General features: G+C 39.0%; 20 protein-coding genes. 3 read left to right on the forward strand and 17 right to left on the reverse strand.

The genetic code is table 11. From position 1 onward, the window contains the following. Positions 1-631 precede the first annotated feature (631 nt). The 5 genes from IW492_RS09185 to IW492_RS09205 form a co-directional block, all read right to left on the reverse strand. Entirely contained in the window at positions 632-2161 is a 1530-nt protein-coding gene (locus tag IW492_RS09185) for a sensor histidine kinase (RefSeq protein ID WP_229442165.1), read from the reverse strand. Then, positions 2158-2844 carry a response regulator transcription factor gene (locus tag IW492_RS09190; RefSeq protein ID WP_202067322.1) on the reverse strand — a complete coding sequence of 229 codons (687 nt, stop codon included), beginning with the start codon at positions 2842-2844 and terminating at the stop codon, positions 2158-2160. Before IW492_RS09190 ends, IW492_RS09185 begins: the two co-directional genes overlap by 4 nt. Before the next feature lie 207 nt (positions 2845-3051). Beyond that, positions 3052-4473, reverse strand: a complete 1422-nt coding sequence (gene gndA / locus IW492_RS09195; protein ID WP_202067323.1) for an NADP-dependent phosphogluconate dehydrogenase — start codon at positions 4471-4473, stop codon at positions 3052-3054. A 243-nt stretch (positions 4474-4716) separates the two neighbouring features. Beyond that, a complete protein-coding gene (rpmF, locus tag IW492_RS09200; protein WP_202059633.1) occupies positions 4717-4896 on the reverse strand; it encodes a 50S ribosomal protein L32 in 180 nt (59 codons plus the stop codon). Positions 4897-4967: 71 nt separating this feature from the next. Continuing rightward, entirely contained in the window at positions 4968-5522 is a 555-nt protein-coding gene (locus IW492_RS09205; RefSeq protein WP_202067324.1) for a YceD family protein, read from the reverse strand. 154 nt (positions 5523-5676) lie between these two features. On the opposite strand from IW492_RS09205, the gene IW492_RS09210 reads away from it, so the two are divergent. Beyond that, complete coding sequence (locus IW492_RS09210; protein ID WP_202067325.1) at positions 5677-6456, forward strand: ABC transporter ATP-binding protein; 780 nt, start codon at positions 5677-5679, stop codon at positions 6454-6456. 295 nt (positions 6457-6751) lie between these two features. Here IW492_RS09210 and pyk read toward each other — a convergent pair whose 3' ends face one another. From pyk to dnaE, 3 genes are all read right to left on the reverse strand, one after another. Next, the gene (pyk, locus tag IW492_RS09215) at positions 6752-8509 is read right to left on the reverse strand and encodes a pyruvate kinase (RefSeq protein WP_202067326.1); all 1758 of its coding nucleotides are present in this window, start codon (positions 8507-8509) and stop codon (positions 6752-6754) included. 69 nt (positions 8510-8578) lie between these two features. Then, on the reverse strand, positions 8579-9541 hold the full coding sequence (gene pfkA / locus IW492_RS09220; protein ID WP_202067327.1) for a 6-phosphofructokinase: 963 nt from the start codon (positions 9539-9541) through the stop codon (positions 8579-8581). Between the two features lie 170 nt (positions 9542-9711). After that, positions 9712-13038, reverse strand: coding sequence for a DNA polymerase III subunit alpha (dnaE, locus tag IW492_RS09225; RefSeq protein ID WP_202067328.1), 3327 nt, complete (start codon positions 13036-13038; stop codon positions 9712-9714). A 98-nt stretch (positions 13039-13136) separates the two neighbouring features. On the opposite strand from dnaE, the gene IW492_RS09230 reads away from it, so the two are divergent. Next, positions 13137-13322, forward strand: a complete 186-nt coding sequence (locus tag IW492_RS09230) for a YjzD family protein (RefSeq protein WP_202067329.1) — start codon at positions 13137-13139, stop codon at positions 13320-13322. Positions 13323-13381: 59 nt separating this feature from the next. Here IW492_RS09230 and IW492_RS09235 read toward each other — a convergent pair whose 3' ends face one another. The 3 genes from IW492_RS09235 to IW492_RS09245 form a co-directional block, all read right to left on the reverse strand. Then, entirely contained in the window at positions 13382-14578 is a 1197-nt protein-coding gene (locus IW492_RS09235) for a multidrug efflux MFS transporter (protein ID WP_202067408.1), read from the reverse strand. Positions 14579-14994: 416 nt separating this feature from the next. After that, positions 14995-16401 (reverse strand): NCS2 family permease, encoded by a 1407-nt coding sequence (locus tag IW492_RS09240; RefSeq protein ID WP_202067330.1) that lies wholly within the window; start codon positions 16399-16401, stop codon positions 14995-14997. 389 nt (positions 16402-16790) lie between these two features. Further along, positions 16791-19052: a bifunctional metallophosphatase/5'-nucleotidase gene (locus IW492_RS09245; RefSeq protein ID WP_202067331.1), complete on the reverse strand. Its 2262-nt coding sequence runs from the start codon at positions 19050-19052 to the stop codon at positions 16791-16793. Between the two features lie 229 nt (positions 19053-19281). Here IW492_RS09245 and IW492_RS09250 point away from each other — a divergent pair, with 229 nt between their 5' ends. Continuing rightward, on the forward strand, positions 19282-20088 hold the full coding sequence (locus tag IW492_RS09250; protein WP_202067332.1) for a Cof-type HAD-IIB family hydrolase: 807 nt from the start codon (positions 19282-19284) through the stop codon (positions 20086-20088). Positions 20089-20288: 200 nt separating this feature from the next. On the opposite strand, the gene IW492_RS09255 is transcribed toward IW492_RS09250, so the two are convergent. The 6 genes from IW492_RS09255 to IW492_RS09280 all read right to left on the reverse strand — a co-directional run bounded on the left by IW492_RS09255 (position 20289) and on the right by IW492_RS09280 (position 26543). Next, complete coding sequence (locus IW492_RS09255) at positions 20289-20495, reverse strand: hypothetical protein (protein ID WP_202067333.1); 207 nt, start codon at positions 20493-20495, stop codon at positions 20289-20291. A gap of 199 nt (positions 20496-20694) precedes the next feature. After that, positions 20695-21345 (reverse strand): hypothetical protein, encoded by a 651-nt coding sequence (locus IW492_RS09260; RefSeq protein WP_202067334.1) that lies wholly within the window; start codon positions 21343-21345, stop codon positions 20695-20697. Between the two features lie 1117 nt (positions 21346-22462). Then, positions 22463-22726 carry a type B 50S ribosomal protein L31 gene (locus IW492_RS09265; protein WP_202067335.1) on the reverse strand — a complete coding sequence of 88 codons (264 nt, stop codon included), beginning with the start codon at positions 22724-22726 and terminating at the stop codon, positions 22463-22465. 100 nt (positions 22727-22826) lie between these two features. Then, the gene (gene rho / locus IW492_RS09270) at positions 22827-24122 is read right to left on the reverse strand and encodes a transcription termination factor Rho (RefSeq protein ID WP_202067336.1); all 1296 of its coding nucleotides are present in this window, start codon (positions 24120-24122) and stop codon (positions 22827-22829) included. After that, complete coding sequence (locus IW492_RS09275; protein ID WP_202067337.1) at positions 24119-25399, reverse strand: UDP-N-acetylglucosamine 1-carboxyvinyltransferase; 1281 nt, start codon at positions 25397-25399, stop codon at positions 24119-24121. The genes rho and IW492_RS09275 overlap by 4 nt, the downstream gene beginning before the upstream one ends. Before the next feature lie 277 nt (positions 25400-25676). Next, positions 25677-26543, reverse strand: coding sequence for a class II fructose-bisphosphate aldolase (locus tag IW492_RS09280; protein WP_202067338.1), 867 nt, complete (start codon positions 26541-26543; stop codon positions 25677-25679). Between the last annotated feature and the right edge of the window lie 187 nt (positions 26544-26730).

Here is a 26730-nt window from a genome sequence, read left to right on the forward strand (position 1 = left end):
AATTGATCAAAACGCCCTACACATTTGGTTTGTCTTACTTTGTTCAGTTTTCAAAGGTCTACTTTGTCGCCTTGCAGCAACTTTTATATCTTATCAAATCGAGAAGCGCTTGTCAACTCTTTTGATAAAATTTTGAAAAGTTTTTTCTGCCTGCAACTTGTTGTTCTTGTTCCATAACAACTTCCTTAGTTTACCAACTTCTTTGTTATTTGTCAACAACTTTTTTGTTGGTATTTTAAGTTTTAGAAGCATCTTTTTTTAAATGCTTTGTTATCTTATCATGAAGAAACAACGTTCGTCAAGATAAAAATGAAAACTTTTTTCTGATATAATTTAGAACAATCAGAACATGTATTAATATATCAATTCTTCTATTAAAATGCAACTATTAATTTGCTTTTTTATGAGCTTTTTTTTGATAGCGAACGAATCGTTTGTTAAGAGTTTCAGCATTCGTTTTTTCTCTTACATTTTTCAATTTTTGTCTGATATTATTCGCTATGAAGCAGCAAATGGCGGTTACTTATATTCTAACAATTTCTGATCATTCATTTCTCTTTCCCTACTCTGCGTAATACTTATTAGGCTGCATGGAGTTTAAAAACGAAAAAGATCTGGAACAGCCGATTACTCAGCCTTGTTCCAGATCTTTTTTAGTTACATCTTTAACGATTGGAAGATAGATACGGAAAATGGTCCCCTGATGAAGTACACTTTCAGCATCAATACGTCCTTTGTAACTTTCCACTAATTGTTTTGCAATGGAAAGTCCTAATCCATTACCACCTTTATTTCTTGCCCTGGCTTTATCCACACGATAAAAACGATCAAATATCCTATTCAGTTCTTCCGGGCTGATCCCTTCACCAAAATCCTGTATGGCAATTTCAAATTCTCCAAATGTACGAGAAATAGAAAGATGAACTTCTTTTCTGTCTGTAGAATATTTTACTGCATTATCCAGTATGATTATCAGCAGCTGCTCAAAATGATTTCGATAAATCCCCAAGACAAGCTCATTTGAAAGATCATCATCTAAAGTCATTTGGAAATCGGGATAAAGAATTTTAAAATTATTGAATACCTGATAAACCACTTCTTTGGCATTGGATGTATGATTAGCATACAGAGTATCCACCTGTTCCACTCTGGACAGATCCAGCATTTCCTGCACAAGGCTCTTCATGCGAACAATTTCCTGAAGACTTGCATTGAGGGATTCATCAAGAATCTCAGGGTCCTCTTTCCCCCAGCGGTTCAGCATATTCAAATGTCCTTCAATAATCGCTACAGGTGTTCTCAGTTCATGAGAAACATCTTCCACAAACTGTTCCTGCTGTTCAATGTATCTGCGGATTCTATCCAGCATCTCATTAAAGATTCCCGCCAAATCTGCTAGTTCATCTTTTGAATTAATCGCAGGAACCTGAGCATCCGACTGAGGATTCTTTCTGACAATTTCCATTGTATCTCTTAACAGCTTCAACGGTTTCAAGAAATAAGAAGAAAGAAGAAATCCTAAAACACTACTCAAAATGAGAGAGACTGCTTCTAAAACAATTAGAGTAAACAGCAGCCGATTCTTTATCTCATAAAAAGAGGAAAGCTCATAGAATGCCTGAACATAACCGACATTTTCCCGTGCACTTTTGGATTGCACTGGTTGAATCATTAAAAAGCCGGTTTCATCTCCAATGGTCGTGATTTGCGCCTCCTGCTTTTCCTCACTTATCAACTCAGCATTTTTCGACTGTGTTTCAAAAAGCAAAACTCCATCTGTATTATAGATAGAAAGAAGAAGCGAAGGTGTTCCCAGTTCGGCAATCACACTATCCATTTCCAGAATGGAACCAACAGCTGTCCTTTGACTGTAGCCACTGGTTTGTTCAGCTGGTGTTGGAGTTTTAAGTGCCTCAAAAACCTTAGTAACCGTTAACTCATCATCAACATTGGACAAACGATTGGTAACCTCGACTACAATGCGTTCGACATTTTCCCGCTCTTTTTCTACAAATAACTTTACAGATGTTTTGTAAGTAATCACAGCAAATATCGTAAAAACGAAAAATATAAAGAAAGAACTTGCAAGGGCCCACTTCACAGTGAGAGAGGGTCCCTGCAGTTCTTTTTTTACAATATCTCTAAATCTTGTTCGTTTCACGAGCGCATCACATAACCTGTTCCCCGAACGGTTTGAATATAGCTTTCTTCCCCGGGAACATCAATTTTGTTGCGCAGATAGCGGATATAAACATCAACAACGTTTGTTTCAACTTCAGTTTCATATCCCCATACTTTATTCAAAAGAACATCCCTTGCCAACACTACATTCACATTTTCCATTAATGTAAGCAGCAATTCATATTCTCTTTTTGTTAGTTCAATCATTTCCGAGTTGCGTCGAACCACACGATTTTCTTTTTCGATTGTTAAATCACGATAAGTAATCGTTGTTTGTTTGGCAATATTTTTATCGCCTTCAATATCAATTCGTCGAAGCAATGCGCGTAAACGTGCCAGCAGCTCTTCGATGGCGAAAGGTTTCACGATATAGTCATCTGCTCCATGATCCAATCCAGAAACACGATCAATTACTGAATCCCGCGCAGTCATCATAATAATAGGAGTATTTTTTACTTGGCGCACACGACGACAAACTTCAAGACCATTTAATTCAGGCAACATCAAATCTAATAAAATGGCATCCCATTCATTGTTCAAAGCAGCCTCTAATCCTGTCCGTCCATTATAATGAACTTCAGTTCTATAACCTTCGTGTTTCAATTCGAGCTCAACAAAACGCGCTAAGTTTTTTTCATCTTCAATAATTAGAATATTGCTCATTGATTCATCATCCTTTCTCCTATCGTAGTCTTTTTCAACTTTCCCATTATACCGACTTTCCTTTTAAAAAGCCAGTAAAATTTGATTCTTGCTGTTCTGAGAAAGACTGTCTGTTTCAACTGAAACAGAGAGCTGCGGCTTATTATTAATAAATTGAACAGTTCAACACTAGTTGCAGTGTATAAAATTGCCATCTATTTTCTCAGCTTACTCTTCATGGTACCAGCTGTAGTGATAAATGCCTTCTTTATCTGTTCTTTCATAAGTGTGCGCTCCAAAGTAATCACGTTGAGCCTGAATTAAATTTGCAGGCAAGCGTTCTGAACGATACGAATCGTAATAAGCAATAGCAGATGAGAATGTTGGTACAGGTACACCGGCCTGAACAGCAATTGCAACTACGTCACGGACTGCCTGTTGATATTTTTGGGTAATTTCCACAAAGTAATCATCCAGCAGCAGATTTTCGATATCAGGATTTTTATCATAAGCATCTGTAATCTTTTGCAGGAACTGCGCACGAATAATACACCCTGCTCTCCAGATTTTTGCAATCTCTCCAAATGGAAGATCCCAATCATATTCTTTTGAAGCAACACGCAGCTGTGCAAATCCTTGAGCGTAACTCATGATTTTGCTGAAGTACAGCGCTTCACGAATCTTTTCAACTAATTCTTTTTTATTTCCTTGATAATTGTAAGTATCAGGCTTAGCCAATATACCAGATGCTTTCACACGTTCTTCTTTATAGGCAGAAATAAAACGGGCAAAAACAGATTCTGTAATCAATGGCAGCGGAACTCCCAGATCCAATGAGCTTTGGCTTGTCCATTTACCAGTACCTTTATTCCCTGCAGCATCAAGAATGACATCAACAATCGGTTTTCCAGTTCCTTCGTCATCTTTACGAGTTAAAATATCTGCAGTAATCTCAATCAGATAACTGTCAAGCTCACCTTTATTCCATTCCTTGAATGTTTCAGCCATTTCATCAACAGAAAGACCAAGAATATTTTGCATTAAATCATACGATTCAGCAATCAGCTGCATATCGCCATACTCAATCCCGTTATGAACCATTTTTACATAATGTCCGGCTCCGTTTGGTCCAATGTAAGTCACACAAGGCTCGCCATCCTCAGCTTTTGCAGAGATTTTTTCTAAAACAGGAGCAACCAGTTCGTAAGCCTCTTTTTGTCCGCCAGGCATGATTGAAGGTCCTTTCAATGCGCCTTCTTCTCCGCCTGAAACACCTGTCCCGATAAAATTAATGCCGGAATTCGCAAGCTCTTCATTTCTGCGAATTGTATCTTTGAAAAATGTATTTCCGCCATCGATCAGGATATCTCCTTTGTCTAAATGCGGCAGCAGTTCTTGAATAGTCGCATCTGTTGCAAAGCCAGCCTTGACCATCAACATAATACGTCGAGGTTTTTCAATCGAATCAACAAACTCTTCAATTGTATAGGTTGCTTTAAAATTCTTATCCGGGTGCTCTTCAACAACTTCTGTTGTTTTTGAACCTGTTCGGTTAAACAACGAAACTGAATATCCTCTGCTTTCAATATTTAAGGCCAGATTTTTTCCCATAACGGCCATTCCTACTACTCCAAATTGTTGTTTTGTCATCATACATCCTCCCAATTACTAAAAGACCTTGAAACTTCTTAAGAATCTATTTCATTATAGCTTAGTTTACCCTTAATGGAAACAAAATCGTTTGATTTTCATAGGTTCTTTCGCATTTTCTATTTCCTTTTCCTGAGAATAAATTGACTGCCGGCTTCTATTTTGACTGACACGCGGCAAAACAAAAAATCCCCTAGGCTCCATGGTTAGCCTGAGGGATTTTAACATTTTCAAAAAAATGTTTTATGCTTCTTTTGACATTACATCTTTACCATCGTAATGACCACATGCTGGACATACGTGATGGCTCTTTCTCATTTCTCCACAGTTTGAACATGCATTCAAACCTTTGATTGTCAATTTGTAATGTGTACGGCGCTTTGCCTTCTTAGCTTTAGAAGTTCTTCTAGCTGGTACTGCCATTGTTGTTCCACCTCCTTGTAAAAATCTGTGCATAAAGTATACACAATATATTCCAATCTTAACCGAACACTTTATTCCGAGTCATCATTTAACAACTCAGAAAGTTTGGCAAGACGAGGATCAATTGTTTCTGCTGCTTCGCTTTTACGCTGATGAATATAGTCTTCTTCAGAAATTACTTTCCAGTCGCTTCCTTTGGGCATCTCATTGCTGTTCTTCTCTTCTTCAGTTAAAATCTGAATCGGAATTGCCAGTAAGATATTGTCTTCAATTGATTCAAGCAAGTCGATTGTCGGCTTTTCCAAAACAATTATTTCTTCCTCTGGAACTGTTTCATCTCGATCAGCAAATTGTTCTTCTGTCATAAATATTTCCTGAACATCAAGTTCAAGAGCAAAATCAACTGGTTCAAGTGAACGGGAAGAGGGAAGAGTAAGTATGACAGAAAGCTTGTAATATAATAAGTAATCTGTCTTTTCTGCAACAATAGCGCCGGTTACTTCAACTGGACCGACATTCAATAGTTGTTTCTCTCTCTCCATCAATGATTTTTTTATATCAAAGGTTTCTGAAAATTCGTTTGGTTCTTTGTTATATTTATTAAGTTCTAATAAAGACCATTTCATTAATTATCACCTCTAAGCAACAAAAGCAATTATACAGGGGTATAAAGGGTTTGTCAATGAAATTTTCTTGACAGCTTTCGGTATCTTCAATTATTTTTTCTTTCTGCATTGAGAATTATTTAATGCTACACTATAGAAGAAGGAGGTTATTTATATGTCAATAGTAAGACTTGAAAAAGTAGGATTCACTCGGGATAAAAAAAGACTTTTAAATGACATCAGCTGGTCTATCCAAAAAGATCAGCATTGGGCCATTTTAGGACTAAACGGAGCCGGAAAAACACTGCTGCTCCAGATTATTTGCGGCTATCTCTGGCCTTCTGACGGAACAGTTGAAGTTCTAGGTCAGACGTTTGGTAAAAGCTCAATCCCAGACTTGCAAAGACGAATCGGCTGGATCAGCACAGCATTGCAATATCGAATTAGAGGGAATGAAACAGCAGAAAAAATTGTTTTATCTGGAAAATTTGCAAGTATTGGCATTTATCAAAAGTATACAGACAGTGAGCTGAATAGAGCCAAAGGTATATTGGCACAGGTAGGCGGAGAACACTTAATTGGGAAGAAGTATGATGTGTTATCTCAGGGAGAACGTCAGCTCATTCTAATTGCACGGGGGTTAATGACGGAGCCTGAGCTGCTTATTCTTGATGAGCCCTGTAATGGCCTGGATTTATTTGCAAGAGAAAAACTGCTGAAACAGATTGAAGGAATCGCTCAAAGTACAGTGAGCCCGACAATCGTTTATGTTACCCATCATACAGAGGAGATTTTACCCTGTTTTGAAAATCTGCTGCTTTTAAAAGATGGACAAATTACAGCCAAAGGTCAAAGAGAAAATTTATTTACTGAAGAAATTCTGACCAATTTTTATTCTGAATCAATCCAGCTGCTGCCGTTGAAGAAAGATCGATTTGCTGTATATCCAAAATAAATAACTAAAAAGTCTTTCTAGTTGAGGCTGTGACAAACATTCATGAGTGTTTGTCACAGTCCCATTTTTCCTTTAAGCAGGAGGAATATTCTACTGATTTATTTTGCAAAAATTTTTTACTGATAAGCAGCAGCAATCCAGAAGTTTCAAAAACTTTTTCCATATCAGCTGCCAATCTCTTTCAGCTTACTATCGTCAGTCACTCTCTCTTTTCGCCACTCCATTCAAACCTCTCTCATAAAAGACAACAAAAAAAGAACAGAAGCGAATTTGCCTCTGTTCTCAATTATTCTCGTTAGATTGCTGTTGTAGCTCCACGATAAACGATTCCGCGTCTCGGATCAACAGTGATCAATTCATCCGCAACAACAAGATTTGTCGCATCCGCTGCTCCAACAATTACAGGAATATCTTTAGCAATTGCCACAACTGCGGCATGAGAAGTCAAACCGCCTTCCTCAACAATCAGTGCAATAGCTTTATCAATAGCCGGCATATAATCTTTATCTGTTGTTTTCACAACGAGAATAGAGCCGTCTTTCATTTTAGCATGTGCTTCTTCTGCAGTTTTAGCAACAACAGCTTTAGCAATAACTGAATTTTCTCCGATTCCTTGTCCTTGAACAAGCTTTGATCCAATCATTTGAATTTTCATCAGATTTGTTGTTCCTTTTTCACCTACCGGAACACCAGCAGTAATAATGATCAAATCACCTTCACTTGCAAAGCCGTTTTCCTGAGAAATTTCAGCAGCAAGGTTGAACATTTCATCAGTACTTGATGGTCTTTCAGCAACTGTTGCGTAAACCCCCCATGAAAGAGATAGGCTGCGGGCTTTTTGTTCAGAGAATGTAATTGCAACAATATGCGCTCTTGGGCGATATTTAGAAATCATGCGGGCTGTATGTCCAGACTCAGTGGCAGCTACAATTGTTTGAATACCCAAGTTGCGGGCTGTATGTCCAACTGACTGACCAATTGCTTCTGTCATATCTGTTTTGCTGTATAGCTTCAATGCAAATGCATCCTGATCAACCAACGCTTCTTCTGTACGGACAGCAATACGCGACATTGTCTGAACAGCTTCCAAAGGATAATCTCCGGCAGCAGTTTCGCCTGAAAGCATTACTGCATCTGTTCCGTCATAAATTGCATTAGCCACGTCATTTGCTTCTGCACGAGTAGGACGAGGGTTACGCTGCATAGAATCAAGCATTTGAGTTGCTGTGATAACTGGTTTACCCAAAGCGTTACACTTTTTAATTAAATCTTTTTGTGCAACTGGTACATCTTCTGTTGGAATCTCAACCCCCAGATCACCACGAGCTACCATTAAACCATCAGAAACTTTCAGGATTTCATCAATATTGTCGATTCCTTCCTGATTTTCAATTTTAGGGATGATTTGAATGTGTGTTGCATTTTCTTCTTCAAGAATTTTAGTGATTTCCATTACGTCAGTTGCACGGCGAACAAAGCTTGCTGCAATAAAATCAACCCCTTGTTCGATCCCAAAGCGAATATCCGCAGCATCTTTTTCAGTAATTCCGGGAAGATTAACAGCCACACCAGGGACGTTAACCCCTTTTTTATTTTTCAGAACACCTTCATTTTTAACCACAGTCACGATTTCATCTGCAGCACGATCAATGTCTGTTACTTCCAAATCAATCAACCCATCATCTAACAGGATGTGTGAACCAATCTGTACATCGTTAATTAATTCCGGATAAGTAATAGAGAATTTTTCGCTTGTTCCCAAAACTTCTTTTGAAGAAATACGTGTAATATCACCAATTTTGAGCGTAATTGCACCATTTTCCATATCGTTCGTACGAATTTCAGGGCCTTTTGTATCTAACAAAATGGCCACTCTTTTTCCGGTAATTTTCATAGCCTCATGAATGTTTTTAATCCGGTTGCCGTGTTCTTCGAAATCTCCATGCGAGAAATTCAAACGACAGACATTCATTCCTGCATTCATTAGGTCTACCAGCATTTCAACAGATTCACTTGCTGGTCCAATCGTACATACGATTTTAGTTTTTTTCATTTACTAAACGCTCCTATTCGATTTTTTTATACAAAAGCTTAACAGCCTATATACAGTATTCCACCTTAATTAAAAGGAAATTTCTTTATTTAAATCATAAAGAGACAAATCAGGTTTATGTTTGTTATTTTCCAGAGTATCCACGATATCAGCTGCTACGACTTTATTGTCAATCATACCGACACACAGACCGCCTTTACCTTCTTTCAACAATTCAACAGCATAGCCGCCAAATTTACTTGCAAGAACACGATCACGCGCGCTTGGAGATCCCCCACGGACAACGTGACCTAAAATAGAGACACGTGTATGGAAATCGCCGAATGCTGAAAGTTTTTCAGCAAACTCATTTCCGCCCATAACACCTTCTGCAAGAATGATCAGGCAATGTTTTTTTCCGCGGTCGCGGCCGTCTCTGATACGCTGAGCCACTACGTTTAAATCAAAATCATGTTCAGGAATGATAATTTCATCTGCACCACCGGCTACACCAGACCAAAGCGCAATATCTCCGGCATCTCTGCCCATCACTTCAATAATGAATGTACGTACATGAGAAGTCGCTGTATCACGGATGCGGTCAATTGATTCCAGAACAGTGTTGATTGCAGTATCAAATCCGATTGTAAAATCTGTCCCCGGAATGTCATTGTCAATTGTTCCTGGAACTCCGATTGCCGGATAGCCCCGTTTTGTAAGAGCCATGGCACCATGATAAGAACCGTCTCCGCCAATCACAACAAGACCTTCAATACCGAATTTTTTCAATTGTTCAATCCCTTTCAACTGGCCTTCTTCGGTAGCAAACTCAGGATAGCGTGCAGAATAAAGGAATGTTCCGCCACGCTGAATTTTATCGCCTACATCTGAAATATCCAGACGACGAATATCTCCGGCAACCAATCCTGCAAATCCGTAATTGATTCCGTATACTTCAATCCCATCGTATATTCCTTTTCGCACTACTGCACGAATCGCAGCGTTCATTCCCGGAGCGTCTCCTCCGCTGGTTAAAATACCGATACGTTTCATTCGTTTTTTCACCTCATAATAAATTTATACTTTTGATAAACTAATCTTGTTTCATCTTTATTTATGCAAAAATACCACGTCATTCATTTTACCATTAATAGTGGAAAATGTCTTGACAAAGCGTTAAAAAATTCGGAAAAAATGAAAACAATTAGCATTTTTGCTGAAAGTCATTTGAAAACGACATTCGTTTCTCCCAGAAGCGCTTTAAATTGCTGTTGAACCTCTGTATTTTCTGTAATCCAGTAGTTATTATCCAAAATAATTTTCTTTTTCTGGTCTGCATAAAATAAAACAACGGGTATGCTCCCAGGGTAATGCTGAATAATTCTTCTGATCTCCTGAAGTGTCTTTTGAGCACCTTCCGATTCCTCAATTTTCAGATAACAGGTTTTTTCGCTGATCCCCTTTTCGATTGGAGCTGCTTCGGTAATTTCATTTACCAAAACCTGAAGTTCCTGATTATACGTACTTTTTTCCACTTTTCCCTCAACATAGTATACCTGATTTAGGTGAACAGTCTGTCTCAACGAACGGAAGACGGTTGGAAACAGCGTAAGAGAAATCGATCCGGTGCTGTCATCCCCCTCAACAAAAGCCATCTGCTCGCCTTTTTTAGTTCGTATGGTACGTACATTTTTTACATAAACCAGTATACGAACTGTTTGTTTTTCGACAACATCGCTGATCGGGATAATTTGCTTAAGCTTAGCCAACTTTGTAAATTCTTCGGTTGGGTGCCCGGAAAGATAGACCCCTAAGTATTGCTCTTCCTGAGCCAATTTATCCTCAAGTGAATAATCCTGAACCTCTTCTTCCTTCAACTCCAGTGTTTCAAATAAGTCTGAACTGCCTCCGCTGTATAGAATGTTCTGAATCTTGCTTTCCAGCTGCATATCCAACTGTCTGCGGTTTGGAGAAAGTTCATCAAATGCACCGATGGCAATAAGTGGTTCAATCGTTTCTTTTTTTCTCCATTTAGATGAGATACGGAACAGAAACTGATCAAAGCTCTGATAATGTCCATTCTCTTTCCGCTCGGCCAGGATATCCTGAATAAAATCTCTGCGAATTCCTTTCAGAGAGCTGAATCCAAACGTAATTTCATTCGCATCTTTGAGCAGAAAGCTATAGTGACTGTGATTAATAGATGGTGGAATGATCTTAATTTCATTTTTCTTTGCTTCACTGATATATTCTTTGATTTTGTTTGGATTGTGACGAACAGAATGGAGCAGTGCAGCATAAAAGGCGGCTGGATAATGAACTTTTAAATAGGCCATTTGAAAGCCGATAAAGGAGTAGGCAAACGCATGGGATCTGTTGAATCCGTAGTTTGCGAAACGTTCGATATAATCATAAATCATATTGGCTGTTTCTTCTGTATACCCCTGTGCCAATCCCCCCTGAACAAAATGGCGGCGTTCCTGATCCAGTATCTCTTTTTTCTTTTTGCTGATGGCTCTTCTGAGAATATCTGCCTGACCCAGACTAAAACCGGCCATTTTTGCTGCAACCTGCATAATCTGCTCCTGATAAACAATGACACCATACGTATTTTCTAAAATAGGCTGTAGAGAAGCATCCGGGTAGTCTATCGGCTCAAGCCCCTTTTTTCGCCTGATAAACAGATCAATATTTTGCATGGGGCCCGGGCGATACAATGCATTCACCGCAGCAATGTCTTCAATACTTGTTGGTCCCAGCTTTCGCAAAACATTTCGAATTCCAGCTGACTCAAATTGGAAAACCCCACTGGTCTCCCCTCTTTGAAACAGTTCTAACGACTTTTCGTCATCCAAAGGGATTTCGCTGAGCTTCAGCTCTTCTTTGTATACTCTTTTAACAGACTTTAACGTATCATCTATAATCGATAGATTTCTCAATCCCAGAAAATCCATCTTCAGCAAACCGATCTTCTCAACATCATTCATTGTGAACTGAGTTAAAAGAATATCATTGGTCCCTGTCTGAAGCGGCACCAGCTCCAGTAAATTTTGATCGGTAATCACCACTCCAGCCGCATGTGTGGACACATGTCGCGGAAGTCCTTCCAGCCGGACAGCTGTATCAAACAGCAGGCGGTTTGTATCAGAGCTTTCTACCAGTTCCACCAATTTTTTAGATTCCTGATAAGCCTGCTTCAAAGTAATTTTAAGTGTATTCGGCACTGCCTGCGACCAGCGATTTGATTCACTTTGTGATAAACCGAACACTCTGGCGGCATCTCTTAGAACCATCTTGGCCGCCATTGTACCAAATGTAGCGATTTGGGCCATATGAAAATGCCCATATTTTTTTTGTACATAAGCTAAAACCTGTTCCCGACGATTATCAGGAATATCCAAGTCAATATCAGGCATCGAGTATCGTTCCGGGTTTAGAAAACGTTCAAACAGCAGATTATACTGAATAGGATCAACATCTGTAATAGATAAGACATACGAAACAAGTGACCCCGCAGCAGAACCCCTGCCGGCTCCGGTGACAATTTTCTGCTGATGGGCAAAAGCCATCACGTCCCAGACAATCAGAAAATAGTCATCAAAGCCCATGTTATGAATGATCGTCAATTCTTTTTCCAGTCGTTCCTTATAGACTTCAGCAGCCTCCGGGACTCTATCTGGCAAACGCTCAAAACACAATTTTCTAAGATATTCTCCTGCTGATAACTCATTAGGTACTGGATAATGCGGCAGCAGCTTCTGATGCAAAGGGAGCTCAAACTGACAGCCTTCAGCAACTCGAACAGCATTGTCTACAGCTTCTGCACCCAGAAGCTCATTTAAGCGAATTTGCGTTTCTCCAGGCTTTCTCAGATAATAAGGTCCATCAATCTCTGTTTCCCTCAAATCAAGCTGCATAGCTGTGCCCGCTTCAATATGTTCCAGTACCCGCAGTGCAAAACCGTCTTCCCGGATTAGATATCTGGTTTCCTGAAGTGCAAGCAGAGAGTATTTTTGTTTTTTTATATAGTCGAATAACGGTGCATCTGTTGATGGATTGCACATAAAAGAAGCCCCGATAAAGAAAGAATCTTTGTCGGCCTTCCTTAAAAGTTCGGACATTTCCTTCTCAGTCTCTTCACTGCTTCGCCCAGGCAGATCATTAATAATTCCTTTGTCTGCAGGCATAATAACAAATAAATGACTTAAAAATTTTGAAAACTCTTCTACCTTCAGCTGACCGTTCTTCGTCATCCTAAGGCTGGAAATCTGCATCAAATTTTGATAGCCTGTGTGATCTTTTGCATAAAAAATCAGCTTTTTCGTCTGATCTGTCGTCTCGGGAGTATAGTCCAGTGTCATTCCTATAATCGGCTGAATCCCTTCCGACTGACAGGCTTCATAAAATTCAACTGCACCATGTAAAACATTTATATCAGCAATACCCAGTTGTTCATAGCCAAACTGTTTTGCCTTCTTAACGAATTCTGCTATTCTGATTGTACTGGAAAGTAATGAGTATGAAGTAATGGTGTATAATTGCGGAAACATAAGAACCCCTCCTTTAAAGCTGGATTTCCCTATCTCTGCTCAATTCTTTACAATAAAAAAAATTGTGCTAAACTATAGCTAGAAAAGAGGTGCTATCCATGCGTTACATCATTATATTATTTTGGTCCTTCTTGTTGGGACAAATCGTGGGATATATTGGCGGTGCCTTGAATAACGGCAGTTACGACTTTATGTGGACAACCATCATATCGCTTATCGCCGGTGTACTTATCATTTCGATCGGACATTTTGCTCTGCCTGAAGAAAAGAGTTCTCAAGCATAACGGCAACAGCAAAAACCAGCTACATTAATTGTAACTGGTTTTTTTTTGTTTTCAACTGTTTATATCCTTTTCCTTAAAATTTTTCTGAAGTTGAATGCAGACAGACAGATATTCCCAAATACAAAGCAGGCAGTCGTAATAAATACTGCACTGTAACTAAATCCATGCGCTACAGTGGAACCGATCATCGGTCCTAAAACCTGACCAAAGTTGCTGAACATCTGATTATAACTGTATATGCGGCTGACTCCCTCGAGCGGGGTCAGCTTGCCGATCAGCGTATTGATTGAAGGCATTAATGCCCCAGTCGAAAAGCCAAGCATAAAGCGCAAAGCACCCAGTTGAAAAGGAGTATTTACAAAAGCCATTGGTATGTAGCAGAAGAAAGACAGCAGCAAACCTGCCAGCAGAACCTTATGATTTCCTATTTTATCTCCGAGTTTTCCAAGCATCGGAGAAGAAATAATAGCAGAAACTCCGGCAACAGACACAATTAAGCCGCTGACAAAGAGAATATTCCCATGATCTCCGCTTAACGAACGAATGTAAAGAGTCAGAATCGGACTAATACTGGTCACACCAATTTGCAAAATAAGTGTTGTCACAAACAGCCCAACTAAAATAGACAAATGATCAATTCTGGAAAAAATTTCTTTTGTTGACATTAAGTCCTTTTTCTCTACCGGTTCAAAATCTTCTTTAACCATAAAAATGGTTAGTAGTGTTGTAATCAGCAGCATAAAGCCTGTAATGATAAAAACATTTTGCATACCAAACCACTGAGCTAAAGCTCCGCCAATCGAAGGTCCGATTAAATTTCCGGCAACTGCACCTGTGGAAAGTGTACCTAATGCCCAACCGCTTTTTTCTTTAGGTGCCTGCGAAGCGATCATCGCTGTTGCATTGGGAATATAGCCGGACAAAATCCCATTTAAAAAGCGCATAATCAACAGCCAGTAAACATTCGGAACAAAAGCCAGAGACCCCATCGTAAAGGTCATACCTGCTGCTGCACGAATCATCATAATCTTACGACCTTTTCTATCAGCCAAGTTTCCCCAAATTGGTGCAACAATAGCTGCTGCAAAGGCTGTTACAGAAATAGCCAATCCTGAAAAAAGCTCCACTTGGTCTTTAGGTGTTCCAAGCTGTTCTATGTATACTGGAATAAACGGCATAACCAAGCTAATACTTGCACCTGTGAAAAAGCTCCCCAGCCAGGCAACCATCAAATTTTTCTTCCAGTCTATTTTCATTTCTTTTTCACCACCATACATACAATAGGTTCTCTTTAACTATACTCCACTTTTATCAATCAAACAAAAACTTTATTTCAATTTTTTGAACTTACTCACAAACTGCTTTACTGGAATAGAAATTCTGCACCGTAAATTTCAGATTGTCTCACCATATGTACGTCTGTATGTCTTTCTTGGCTGCACTGTTACATTCTTCGGAGATAAATCAGGCTGGCTTTAAATGACAACAGAAAAAAAGCGGGACAGAAACAACTTCTTCAACAGCAAGCCGAAATTCATCAAAAATTTATGGAACAATTTTTATAAATTCCGGCTTGTTGCTTAAAACTGAGCACTTCTGTCCCGCCGGTTATTCGATTTTAAAGGGTCCTCCATGACATACCATTATCACAGATTCCTTTATTTTTCAGTTTTTATAATGTCGCTAAAATAATAAAATTGATGATAAACAGCGCATTGACAATCCAAATAATTGGTGAAACCTCGTTGATTTTTCCCTTTGCCACTTTTACAATGGCAAAAAACAGAAATCCCGCTGCAATACCATATGAAATGCTGTAGCAAAGTCCCATAAAGATTGAAGCAAAGAAGGCCGGAACAGCATCTTCAAGATCTGTCCATTCAATATCTTTAAATGAAGCAAGCATCATTACACCCACTAAGATCAGAGCAGGAGCAGTTGCCTGAGCCGGAACGATTGAAATTAATGGTGAAAACAGACTGCTTAGTGCAAATAGTGCAGCGACCACTACAGAGGTTAGTCCTGTACGACCTCCGGCACCAATTCCTGCAGCACTTTCAACATAGGTTGTAACATTTGATGTTCCAAAAACTGCCCCGATAGATGTAGCAACAGCATCAGCAAACAATGCTTTATCCATTTTTGTTATAAGTCCTTTGCTCTCTTCCAAAGCAATTTCATCTTCTTTAGAAAAGATTCCTGTACGGCGGCCGGTTCCAATGAATGTTCCAATCGTATCAAACGTATCAGATAAACTAAATGCGATAACTGTCATCAGCACTTGAGGAATCTTTGAGGAATCTGAAAACAGCGACTGCATGCCATCTGGTCCGAATGCGGCGCCAAACGTAGTTCCCAGATCAGAGATAGAACTTCCCAATGAGTTTCCCTGCCAGTCAATAGCAGAAATATCCACAACGCCCATAGGAATAGCTAAAATTGTCGTTACAATAATCCCCCATAAAATTGCCCCGCGAACATTCATCACAACCAATATAGTTGAAATAACCAGCCCAAGCACAGCAAGTATAATCTCTGGATTGTTAAAGTTTCCCAACGCCGGAACGATACTGTTTCCATTTACACCACCGTTTACAGGTTCTGCCTGAACAGTGAAATCCAGTAAACCAGCATTTTTTATCCCTACATAAGCAACAAAAATCCCAATCCCGCCGCCAATTGCGTGCTGCAGACTTTCTGGAATTGCACGAATAATCAGTTTACGAATTTTAGTTACTGTAATTAAAATATTAATAAGACCACAAATAAAAACCATCGCCAAAGCCTGCTGCCAAGTATAACCCAGACCAAAAACGACCGTAAATGTAAAGAACGCATTTAAGCCCATACCAGGTGCCTGCGCATAAGGGACATTAGCAAACAGTCCCATAATTAAAGTTCCAATAACTGAAGCAACAATGGTTGCTAGAAATACTGCCTGAAACGGCATCCCTGTTTGTGCTAAAATCGATGGATTTACAAATAAAATATAACTCATTGCGAAAAATGTTGTTACCCCTGCGACGACTTCTGTTGGAACAGTCGCCTTATTCTCTTTCAATTTAAAAAACTTATCCATGAACTTTCTATCTCCTCTTCAAAATAATTCATCTGTCTGTTAAGAAAAATAAAATAAATGCAAACTGTAATTCCTAACAAATACTTCTAAAGTATAGGAGATAATTAATATGTTTTCAATTAAATGTTAACTATAAACACAAAAAAACTTCGGATCGTTCGTTTTTTAAACGTTTTCAATTATGTCGATTTCATTTTTATAACATTTTGAACAGATAGAGAGGATAGGAAAATAAATTAAAAAGATGTTTTGATAAAGCTTTTCCGTGTGACGAGCAACCTAATGTACAAAAGAGCCATTTGCTTCTGGAACACTATTTATTCGGTTTTTAGGGGATGCGACCTAGTTTTGTCACATCCCCTTGAAATTTAATTTATTCCCATCAGTTATTATACGTTGCTTCTTTTTCTCAAAATATATAATGCGCTGCCAGTCAACAATACAGCTCCTGAAATCATTCCAACACTCGTAATTGTTTCACCAGTGTTCGGCAGAGATCCATCGGCTTCCGTTCCTTCGCTGCTGGTTTTTGTCGCGTCAGATTCAACAGTGTCTACAGTACTTAAGGAGTCCGTAGTCTGAATTGTTCCTCTCAAAACATCCAACGGAAATACAGCACTATATAGCTCTTCAATAACGACAACTGCTGTAATAACATCATTATCTTTAAGATTTAACGTCGAAATATCAATCTTAATACGACCTTCATTATCCGCTTTAGCTGTTATGTCACCCTCAGGCAGTATAGTTCTGTCCTTTGGAAGCACCCCGTTGAACAGAACAATCATTGCATTCGGTAATGTTACACCTTGAAGGTATTGATCTTTTTCATGCAAAGGATCAAAGAATGTCGCCTGACGAATAAATGCTTCTCTGTTTTCCGGTGTAACTGCCGGTTCCTCAATCAACTGTTTGCGTGATTCGATAGCCGCTGTGATTTGTTCCCCTGCTGCTTCTTTTGATTCAATATAGCCGATAAAGGTTTCTGTATCCGGCTGCATTGCATCTACCAATTTAGCCTGAGTAAAGCCGGCAAACCCGTCCCCGCCGCCAAGAAGGAAATCATTAATTACGACACGGTAAGTCTGATCTTTTTCAATTAATTTCCCTGCTGAATCCTTCATCTGCCAAACTTTATACGGCTGTTCCGCATTTTCATTTTTTACAAAGGTATACGATAAGCCGGAGATTTGAAGGAAGTATTTTTCCTCTTCGTCATACTGCTCATTTAAAACCTGTTCAATTTGACTGCCGGTCATTTCAACAATCTGCATAATATTTCCAAATGGCTGAACCGCTTGAGCAGCTCCCCAAGTGATTTCCCCATTTGATCCAACTGCAAGGTCAGCACGAATTCCGCCATTGTTTGTCATGGCAAAATCAACGTCAATTCCATTGGTTTTGGCCATAGCCAGCTGACCATCTGTAATCAGATTTCCAAGCGGAGATTCTTTATATTCATTAACCTCTCTGGTAATCGCTTCCGCAGTTTTGGCTGTTCCAATTTTTCTGCTTGTTACTTCGGAAACACGACGGTCTGCATCTGCAACAATTGCGGCTACTTTTTCGTCAGGTTTTGGAGCATTATCTCCTTCCGGTGAAACCGGAACAATTTCTGCAGATGGAGCTGCTTCAAAGTCTTGAGCTTTCACATCGATAACTCCCTGAATATCAGCATATCCTTTCCCTTGTGAAGTTGATTGGACTACACGTGTATCTCCAATCAGCCCATTTGTATAGACATGATTATGACCGGCTAAAAAGACATCCACACTATTTTCAGGATAAAGTTCATTTACTTTTTTCATGATATTTGCCGCTTCACCTGAAACGGTTCCTTCTTTGCTGGTTGATGGAACATGAGCCAGTACAACAATGGCATTGACGCCTTTTTCTTTTAGCTCACTCGCATAATAGGCGATTGTTTCTGCTTCATCAAGAAAATCATATTCCTGATAGTGTTCTTTTAAGACCAGATTAGGAATCTCAGTTGTTACGACACCAATAAAACCAATCTTGACTTTCTCGCTTGTTCCAATTTCCTTTACTGTATAGGGCTGCCAGTTAAACGGAATATCCTCCGTATCTTTTTTGACAACATTTCCAACGACTATTTCTGTTTTGGATGCTTCCCGTGAATAGCTGCTCAAAATTCCATATGGGTCTTCTTTGGGATTCATTCCTTTCATAATACGGTCAAATTCCGCCAAGCCTTCATCAAATTCATGATTTCCAAGCGTTCCTATGGTGAAATTCATTTCATTCAGTACTTTGATGGTCGGCTCATCCTGAAGCAACCCGGAATTTGCAGGACTTGCACCTACCATATCCCCAGATTGTACTCGCAATGTCTGAGCTCCCGAATTTGCTTGGGCAAATGTGCTTTCTGCCTGATTCAGGTAACTAGCCAAAAGAGCTGCAGTTCCTGCGTTGCTGACTTTATTCCCGGCATCATCATAGTATGAACCTGTTGTACTTAACGCCCCATGAAAATCATTGATGCCCAAAAGCTGAACCGGAATTTTTTCTGTTATTTCAGCTGTCTGATTTTCTACAGCAGATACTTGATTACCGTTAAACAAGAAGCCTCCTGTTCCAGTTGCTGCAACAGCAGCAAGCAACAGGCACAAGCCCCTATTTCCCTTTGTCATTTATTGTTCCTCCTTATTAATTCTCACCCTTCAGATTATCAATTATTCAAATAAGTGTCAATAACAATTTACAATTCTTCCAGAACAAAACGAGGAGAATCCTTTTCATGAATGATGGCAGATTTATTCGAGAACTTTTAAAGGTATTCCTTTTTTCTCTTTAAAGCCTTGCCATTTTATCTCTATATGCTAGACTAAGAAAAAGAAAATTGTCCAAGGAGGAACTTTTTTGAAGAAATTAATCGCCATCGATTTAGATGGAACAACACTTAACGCTCAATCTCTGATCAGTAACAAGACAGAACATATATTAAAAAAAGCGATTGCCCAAGGTCACTATGTCAGTATTGCTACAGGTCGTCCCTATCGCTTGAGCCATCAATTTTATCAGCAGCTCAATTTAGATACTCCCATGGTTAACTTTAACGGCGGACTCGTTCATATACCAGATAAAGTATGGGATAGAGAGCGGGCTTCCAGTGTCCATCGTGATATTGTTTTTGATATCCTCTCTCAGAAGAGTGCACTGAATCTTGATTTTGTTGCCGCTGAGAATAAAGAAACCTTCTTTATTGACAGCTTTGATTATTTTGACTCTGCTTTTTTTGCAGCTGAACCAAATGAAAAAAATCTGCTGACCGTTCAAAATATGACAACTAACCCTACTTCATTGATGATCTGTCCGGCAAAGGATCGTGTTGATCAGGTTTCTGAAGTCTTAACAAAGGAATATGGAAAAATTCTGGATATTCGTACATGGGGCGGCGCCATGCCTATTCTTGAAATTGTGGCGAAAGGAATCCAAAAAGCAAAAGGCGTGGCTGAAGTAGCAGATTTTCTGAGCATTCAGCAAAAAGATGTTATTGCGTTTGGTGATGAGCATAATGATGAAGAAATGATCGAATATGCCGGGTGGGGCGTTGCCATGAATAATGCCGCTGACAGAATCAAAGAAGTTTCCAATGATATAACCGATAAAACAAATGATGAAGACGGTTTGGCTGATTATCTGGAAAAATACTTGAATTTAAATTAACTTGATTCTAAAAAGAAGCTGTAAAGCAATCGCTTCCCGACAAAACTGTCTTGGAGCTGCTTGCTTTACAGCTTCTTTTTCTTTCTTCACGTTCTAATCTCTGTTGCTTTCCTTACACATCCGCACATCAATCTCATTCTTCATTTGAGGAGAAGACAGCCCTTTTACATATAACAACGTCAACCAGCTTTCTGCCCCATCTAAAAACCCATTAAGCATTGCGTTCGTTCATCGAAATCAATAGGTTCCACAAGGTAAATAACCAATTCCGTCACATCCCGAACAGCCATCTCAGGGACCTCCAGATTTCTTTGAACCTTTTTCAACACTTCTTTAAACTGTTCTTCAGCTTTTTCAGAAAGTATGCTGTTTTTGTTATTCCAACCTGTACTGACAGTGTCAACCATCCTAAATCTCCAGAACATTCAATTTGACGAATACAAGCTTCCAATAGTTGATGCACCGCTTCCAGGTTTCTTTTTTGTTTCATACGTGTTTTCCCTTATCTTTTGTCCGATGATTCTTAAACTGCTTTCAATCTATGTTGAAACAAAAAAAGTGCATACTTTAAATAGTATTGCTGACCTGAAATATATCTGATTAAACTTAAAAGAATCTTCTTAAAATATCAATCAAGTACGTAACAAGTCGAAATAAAATATACACTGTAAAGAGGTTTACCAAAATAAGACGTAGTAAATTCGTAGAGCTTGCTTTAATATTTCTCCACATAAATGGACGCAGGAAACGAGGAACCCGGGAAACTTTATTCATTTTAAGTCGATAGTCCGTGCTATAGGTCAATTCAAGCATATTGTAATATAACACTTGAAACGGCTGTTTGGTGAATAACGTTTTTGTAAAACCAACTAATAACGTCAAATCTCTGTTATTTGAAGGAAGATTGCGGGAGCCCTGTTTGTTAATTCTAATTTTTTCGCTATCATTCACTAAGATATTATATGTAAATTCATCTTCTTCAATTTTTTTAATTTGAACGTTCGCCTGATTTTCTAACAAAAATTGCTCATAGAGCTGATTGAAAGCTAGTCGTTGTTTGATAAAGAAAAAGAATCCAGCACCAAACAGAAGAATGAGTAAGAGATTAACTACCAAACTATCTGGATAGAAAAACGTGTAAATACTTAAGATCGGCAAAGGAACAGCCATCAAAATGATCCGCTTCAAATAATAGCTGCGATACATTCCTTCCATTGTTCGCTTGTAATAACTAAAATCCAGTTCAACATATTCCATAAAATTGCTCCTTTAATTTGCTGCAGCTGACCAAGGAACCAACCTAACCTTATACACTACAACAGTTTATAAATAAAAAAGAATTGTTCTCACTAAAATACTAAGAAGCAAACTCTTTCTAATTATTATAACCCAAGTAAAGGCTGATTTCGATAATAAACTTTTTTTGAATTTACCTCAAATTTTAGAAACGAATACAGAAAATCATTGAACTAACAGTATTTCGAAGTGTATTTCATTTGTTTAGAAAACAGCTGCCGTAACTACTGATATAATAGGATTTTTAGCGACTAATGGGTAAATTCAAATAATCTTTTCATTCAAATGATAGATTCCTTGTACTTCTTCCCCAACTCCTCTTTGTCAGGCGTTTCAGTTTGTACTTTAATTGTTGTATGGAAAGCTGGTGAGGTCTCGCTTGATGACTCCTGCTTTACGGGGTAAAAAAAAACAACTCCTAATAACTTAAACTTTGGGTCTGTTGATTTTGTGATTTTTCACTATTGCAATCAATCCTATTCATCCACACCAACAGCTCCTTTGCTCCACTTTATTGCTTCCTTCAGATTTTTCTGCTCTAACATCTGAACCATTAGCTTTCCTACATACATTATGTTATTTTTTTGTAGATTCGGTATCTAATTCCACATTTTTTGTTAGCGTTTTCTCCTCTCTACTTGAGATTTTTCTAACAATAAATTCATTCACCCCTTCGCTTATATTAACTTTCACCGCCCCTCTTCATTACTATGGCTTCTACTTATGCGATTATTCGTCACAGTCTTTCTATATACCAAGTAATCACAGGTAAAAAAAATTGGGCTGACTTCTCACGTTCAGTTATTTATCACTAAAAGAGTTTGGGGCAAATACATGAGACCTGCCCGGTTAAGGTGCAACCTCTTCCTTTCCATCTATTTGTCAAACTGGAGATTTGCTTTAGACTTCCTTCTGATCCTGTATCACCATAGACCCCCTTGTCCTCAGCCAGGCTTTTCCCACTACTCGGACATGCTGTGGACTTGCCCCCATTAAAGCTTGCCATGCTAGGCAAACCAAAAAAGCAGAATTCTTCTTATAAAGAATTCTGCTAAACATTGGCATAATAACGTTTTTATTATTCTCCAGCGTTTGCGTCTTTGAGACCGTATTTCTTGTTGAAACGGTCCACACGTCCATCCGCTTGAGTGAATTTTTGACGTCCAGTATAGAATGGATGAGAATCAGATGTGATTTCCACACGAATCAATGGATATGTGTTGCCATCTTCCCATTCAACTGTTTCTTGAGAGGCTTTTGTAGAACCTGACAAAAATTTAAAACCTGTTGTTGAATCCATGAAAACTACTGGATGATAATCTGGATGAATCTCTTGTTTCATAATCTTTTTCGCTCCTTCGCCCTGAGCCATTTGCTGAATCAGAGTTTATTTTGTCAAAATACAACAGTACAATAATAGCACGTTTCAATTTTGGTTGCAATCATCTTTTCAAATTTCTTTTTGGACCTGGTTTACTGAACGAAACATCATGAAATGCTTCAAAAAACTCAGTATTACTCTTTGTTCTTTTCAAAAACTTGATAAACTGCTCTGTATAATCAAGCGAGTCCCCAGTCATGTTATTTCTAAGCTTCCAAATCTCTTCAAGGTGTTTGCTGTTCATCAGCAGCTCTTCTTTTCTGGTTCCTGATTTCTTAATATCGATCGCAGGGAAAATACGCCGCTCTGCAAGATCTCTTGAAAGATGAAGTTCCATATTTCCAGTTCCTTTAAATTCTTCATAAATCATATCATCCATTCGGCTTCCGGTATCAACCAGAGCTGTTGCCAAAATTGTCAGACTGCCGCCCTCTTCAATATTTCTGGCAGCTCCAAAGAATCGTTTTGGTTTATAAAAAGCAGCAGGATCAATTCCCCCGCTTAATGTGCGGCCGCTTGGTGGAATAACCAGATTATAAGCTCTGGCAAGACGAGTGATACTATCCATCAAAATCACTACATCCCGTTTATCCTCAACCAGACGCATTGCTCGATCCAACACCAGTTCGGTTACTCGTGTATGATTTTGGGGCTGCTGGTCAAATGTAGAGGAAACAACATCTCCTTTGACACTGCGTTCCAGATCAGTCACTTCTTCCGGACGTTCGTCAATTAATAGAAGGATCAATTCCACTTCCGGATGATTTTCTGTAATTCCATTGGCAATCTCCTTCAGAACACTAGTTTTACCTGCTTTTGGAGGAGCAACGATCAGCCCTCGCTGACCAAAGCCGACTGGAGAAAAAATATCAATCATTCGAGTAGAAACTCTTCCCGGTGTTGTTTCAAGCTGAATTTGCTTTTCCGGATATAAAGGTGTCAGTGCAGGAAAATGCGGACGCTGCTTTGCTTCTTCCGGATCTTTGCCATTCACACTCTCTACGTGCATCAACCCGTAATAACGTTCTGATTCTTTAGGCGGGCGAGCTTTACCTGCAACCTTATCTCCATTCCTCAGACCGAATCGCCGAATTTGGGAGGAAGAAATATAAATATCTTCTGCACTTGGTCCATAATTGATTGGACGCAAAAAACCATAGCCATCCTGAGAAACAATATCTAGAATCCCTTCCATAAAGAAGAAACCCTGCTTCTCAGCTTGAGCACGAATTACTGCCAAAGAAAGCTCTTTTTTATTCATCTGACTGTAGTAAGGAATTTTAAACTCTTTTGCATAAGCGTAAATATCCTTCAGCGTACTGTTTTCCAGTTCCGCCATCGTCAAATAGTCACTCATTGACTCACCTCAAATTCTTTTTCCGTTTCTATCATCTGAATATCTGCACCAAGACCTGTCAGTTTTTCAATAATGTGATCATAACCGCGTAAAATATATTCAACATTATAAATTGTTGTGGTTCCTTCAGCCATCAGTCCTGCTGCGACCAGGCATGCGCCTGCTCTCAAATCAGATGCAGTAACTTCCGCACCATGAAGCTTTGCAGGTCCGTTTAAAAGAATCATATTGCCTTCAACAGAAGCATTAGCGCCCATTCTTGCAAGTTCAGGAATATGCTTGGTTCGTTGAGAATAGATTGTGTCCACTACCTGACCGGTTCCATGTGCTTTTAACAGAAGCGGTGTCAGAGGCTGTTGTAAATCCGTTGCAAATCCTGGATAAGGATACGTTTTTACATTAATCATTTTTAAGTCATCAGAAGGATGTACCTCTATCATATCTTCTTCGATAGTCATTTTGACGCCCATCTCCTGAAGTTTGGCGATAAAACTCTCCAAATGTTCATAGATCACATTTCGAACTTTTACTCCCTGCCCCATTGCTGCTGCAATAGACAAGTACGTCCCGGCTTCAATCCGATCTGGAATAATGGAATGGCGGCAGCCATGCAATTCCTCTACCCCTTCAATTCGAATGATGTCTGTGCCGGCTCCACGGATTTCAGCACCCATGTTATTCAACAATGTTGCTACATCAATAATTTCAGGCTCTCGTGCAGCATTTTCAATGATTGTTTTACCTTTTGCTTTGACCGCAGCCAGCATAACATTAATAGTTGCTCCGATAGAAACCATATCCATAAAAATTCTGGTTCCGGTAAGCTCCTCATCTGTACGTAAATACATCGCACCATGTTCATTGGTAACTGCCGCACCTAATGCTTCAAAGCCTTTCACATGAAGATCGATTGGACGAGGACCTAAATAGCAGCCTCCCGGAAGACCAACGACTCCTTCACCAAATTTTCCCAATAGAGATCCCATAAAATAATAGGAAGCCCGCAAGCTGTTTATTTTGCCTGTAGGCATTGGGACTGAAACAATCTCAGTTGGATCAATCACCAGCGTATTGTCTTTAAATGTCGTTTTGGCACCCATGATTTCAAGAATCTCAATCAGCGAATGAACATCTTGAATATCCGGCACGCCGTCTAAAGTAACAGGTGAATCAGCCAAAATTGCTGCTGGAATTAAAGCTACTGCACTATTCTTTGCGCCGCTTACCCAGACTTCACCTTTTAAAGGTCGATTACCATTAATTACTATTTTTTTCATCTATTTATCTCACCTAACTATGTCAGAAACTGAGCTATTTTTTAATATACCCAAACTATTCTAACACAAGACACTTCAATAAAAAAGAAATCTTTTCAAGAATAACAAAACAGCTGCCAATTGAGCTTAAAAATCTCCATCAACAAATCTGAACTCTATATTGATTCTGCTGCTGTTTTTCTTTGAGCATCATTCCCAAAATTTTTAATGTTAATTAAAAAAACTGTCCCAGCTTATTTCACTTGGACAGTTTTTTATTGCTCCTTAGAATCAGGAATTATGCTTTGTTGTCAGAACCGAACCATTCAATACGTTGTTCAACCAGTTCAGTAATTGCTTTTGTACCAGGTGCCAATAATTTACGAGGGTCAAAGCCTTTACCTTCAAGGTCTTTGCCTTCTTCAATATATTTACGCGTCGCAGCAGCAAATACTTCTTGTGCTTCTGTATTTACATTAATTTTAGAAACACCCATTGAAATGGCTTTTTGAATTTGATCTAAAGGAATACCAGATCCTCCATGCAATACTAATGGAATGTCGCCAACAGCGTCCGCAATAGCTTGCAGGTGATCAAAAGCCAGACCAGACCAGTTGTCTGGATAAGCACCGTGAATATTGCCAATTCCGCAAGCCAGGTAGTCAATGCCGGTTGCAACCATTTGTTTACATTCTTCTATATCAGCTAATTCGCCGGAACCAATGATCCCGTCTTCTTCTCCGCCGATAGAACCAACTTCACATTCTACAGAAACGCCTTTAGCATGAGCTTTCGCTACAACGTCTTTTGCTTTTTCGATGTTTTCCTCAAATGGAAGATGAGATCCGTCAAACATAACTGAAGTATAGCCGACTTCGATACATTCCAGTGCATCTTCATATTCACCGTGGTCTAAGTGAAGTGCTACAGGTACAGTAATACCCATTGAATCAACTAAATCTTTTACTAGGTCGTAACATACTTGATAACCGCCCATGTATTTTGCAGCTCCCATAGAAGTCTGGATTAATACTGGTGCTTTTTTAGCTTCAGCAGCTTCAAGAATCGCTTTTGTCCATTCCAAGTTATTTGTGTTGAATCCTCCAACACCGTAGCCGCTTTTACGTGCTGCTTTAAGAAATTCTGTTCCTGATACTAATGGCATAAAAAATTCCTCCTAAGTTTAAAAACCATATTTGTTAAGGCTATCCTTAACCAACAGATTCATTTTATCACTATTTTTGGTACTTTTCTACTAAAATTACCTCTTTCAGAAAATTTTATACAGGCTTTCACAAAGTAGTCTGTATGGGAAATGCTCCGACGTAAATTCTCCGGTTTCTTCACACCAA

Source organism: Enterococcus sp. BWB1-3, assembly GCF_016745275.1.
In the GTDB taxonomy this organism is placed as follows: Bacteria; Bacillota; Bacilli; order Lactobacillales; family Enterococcaceae; genus Enterococcus_L.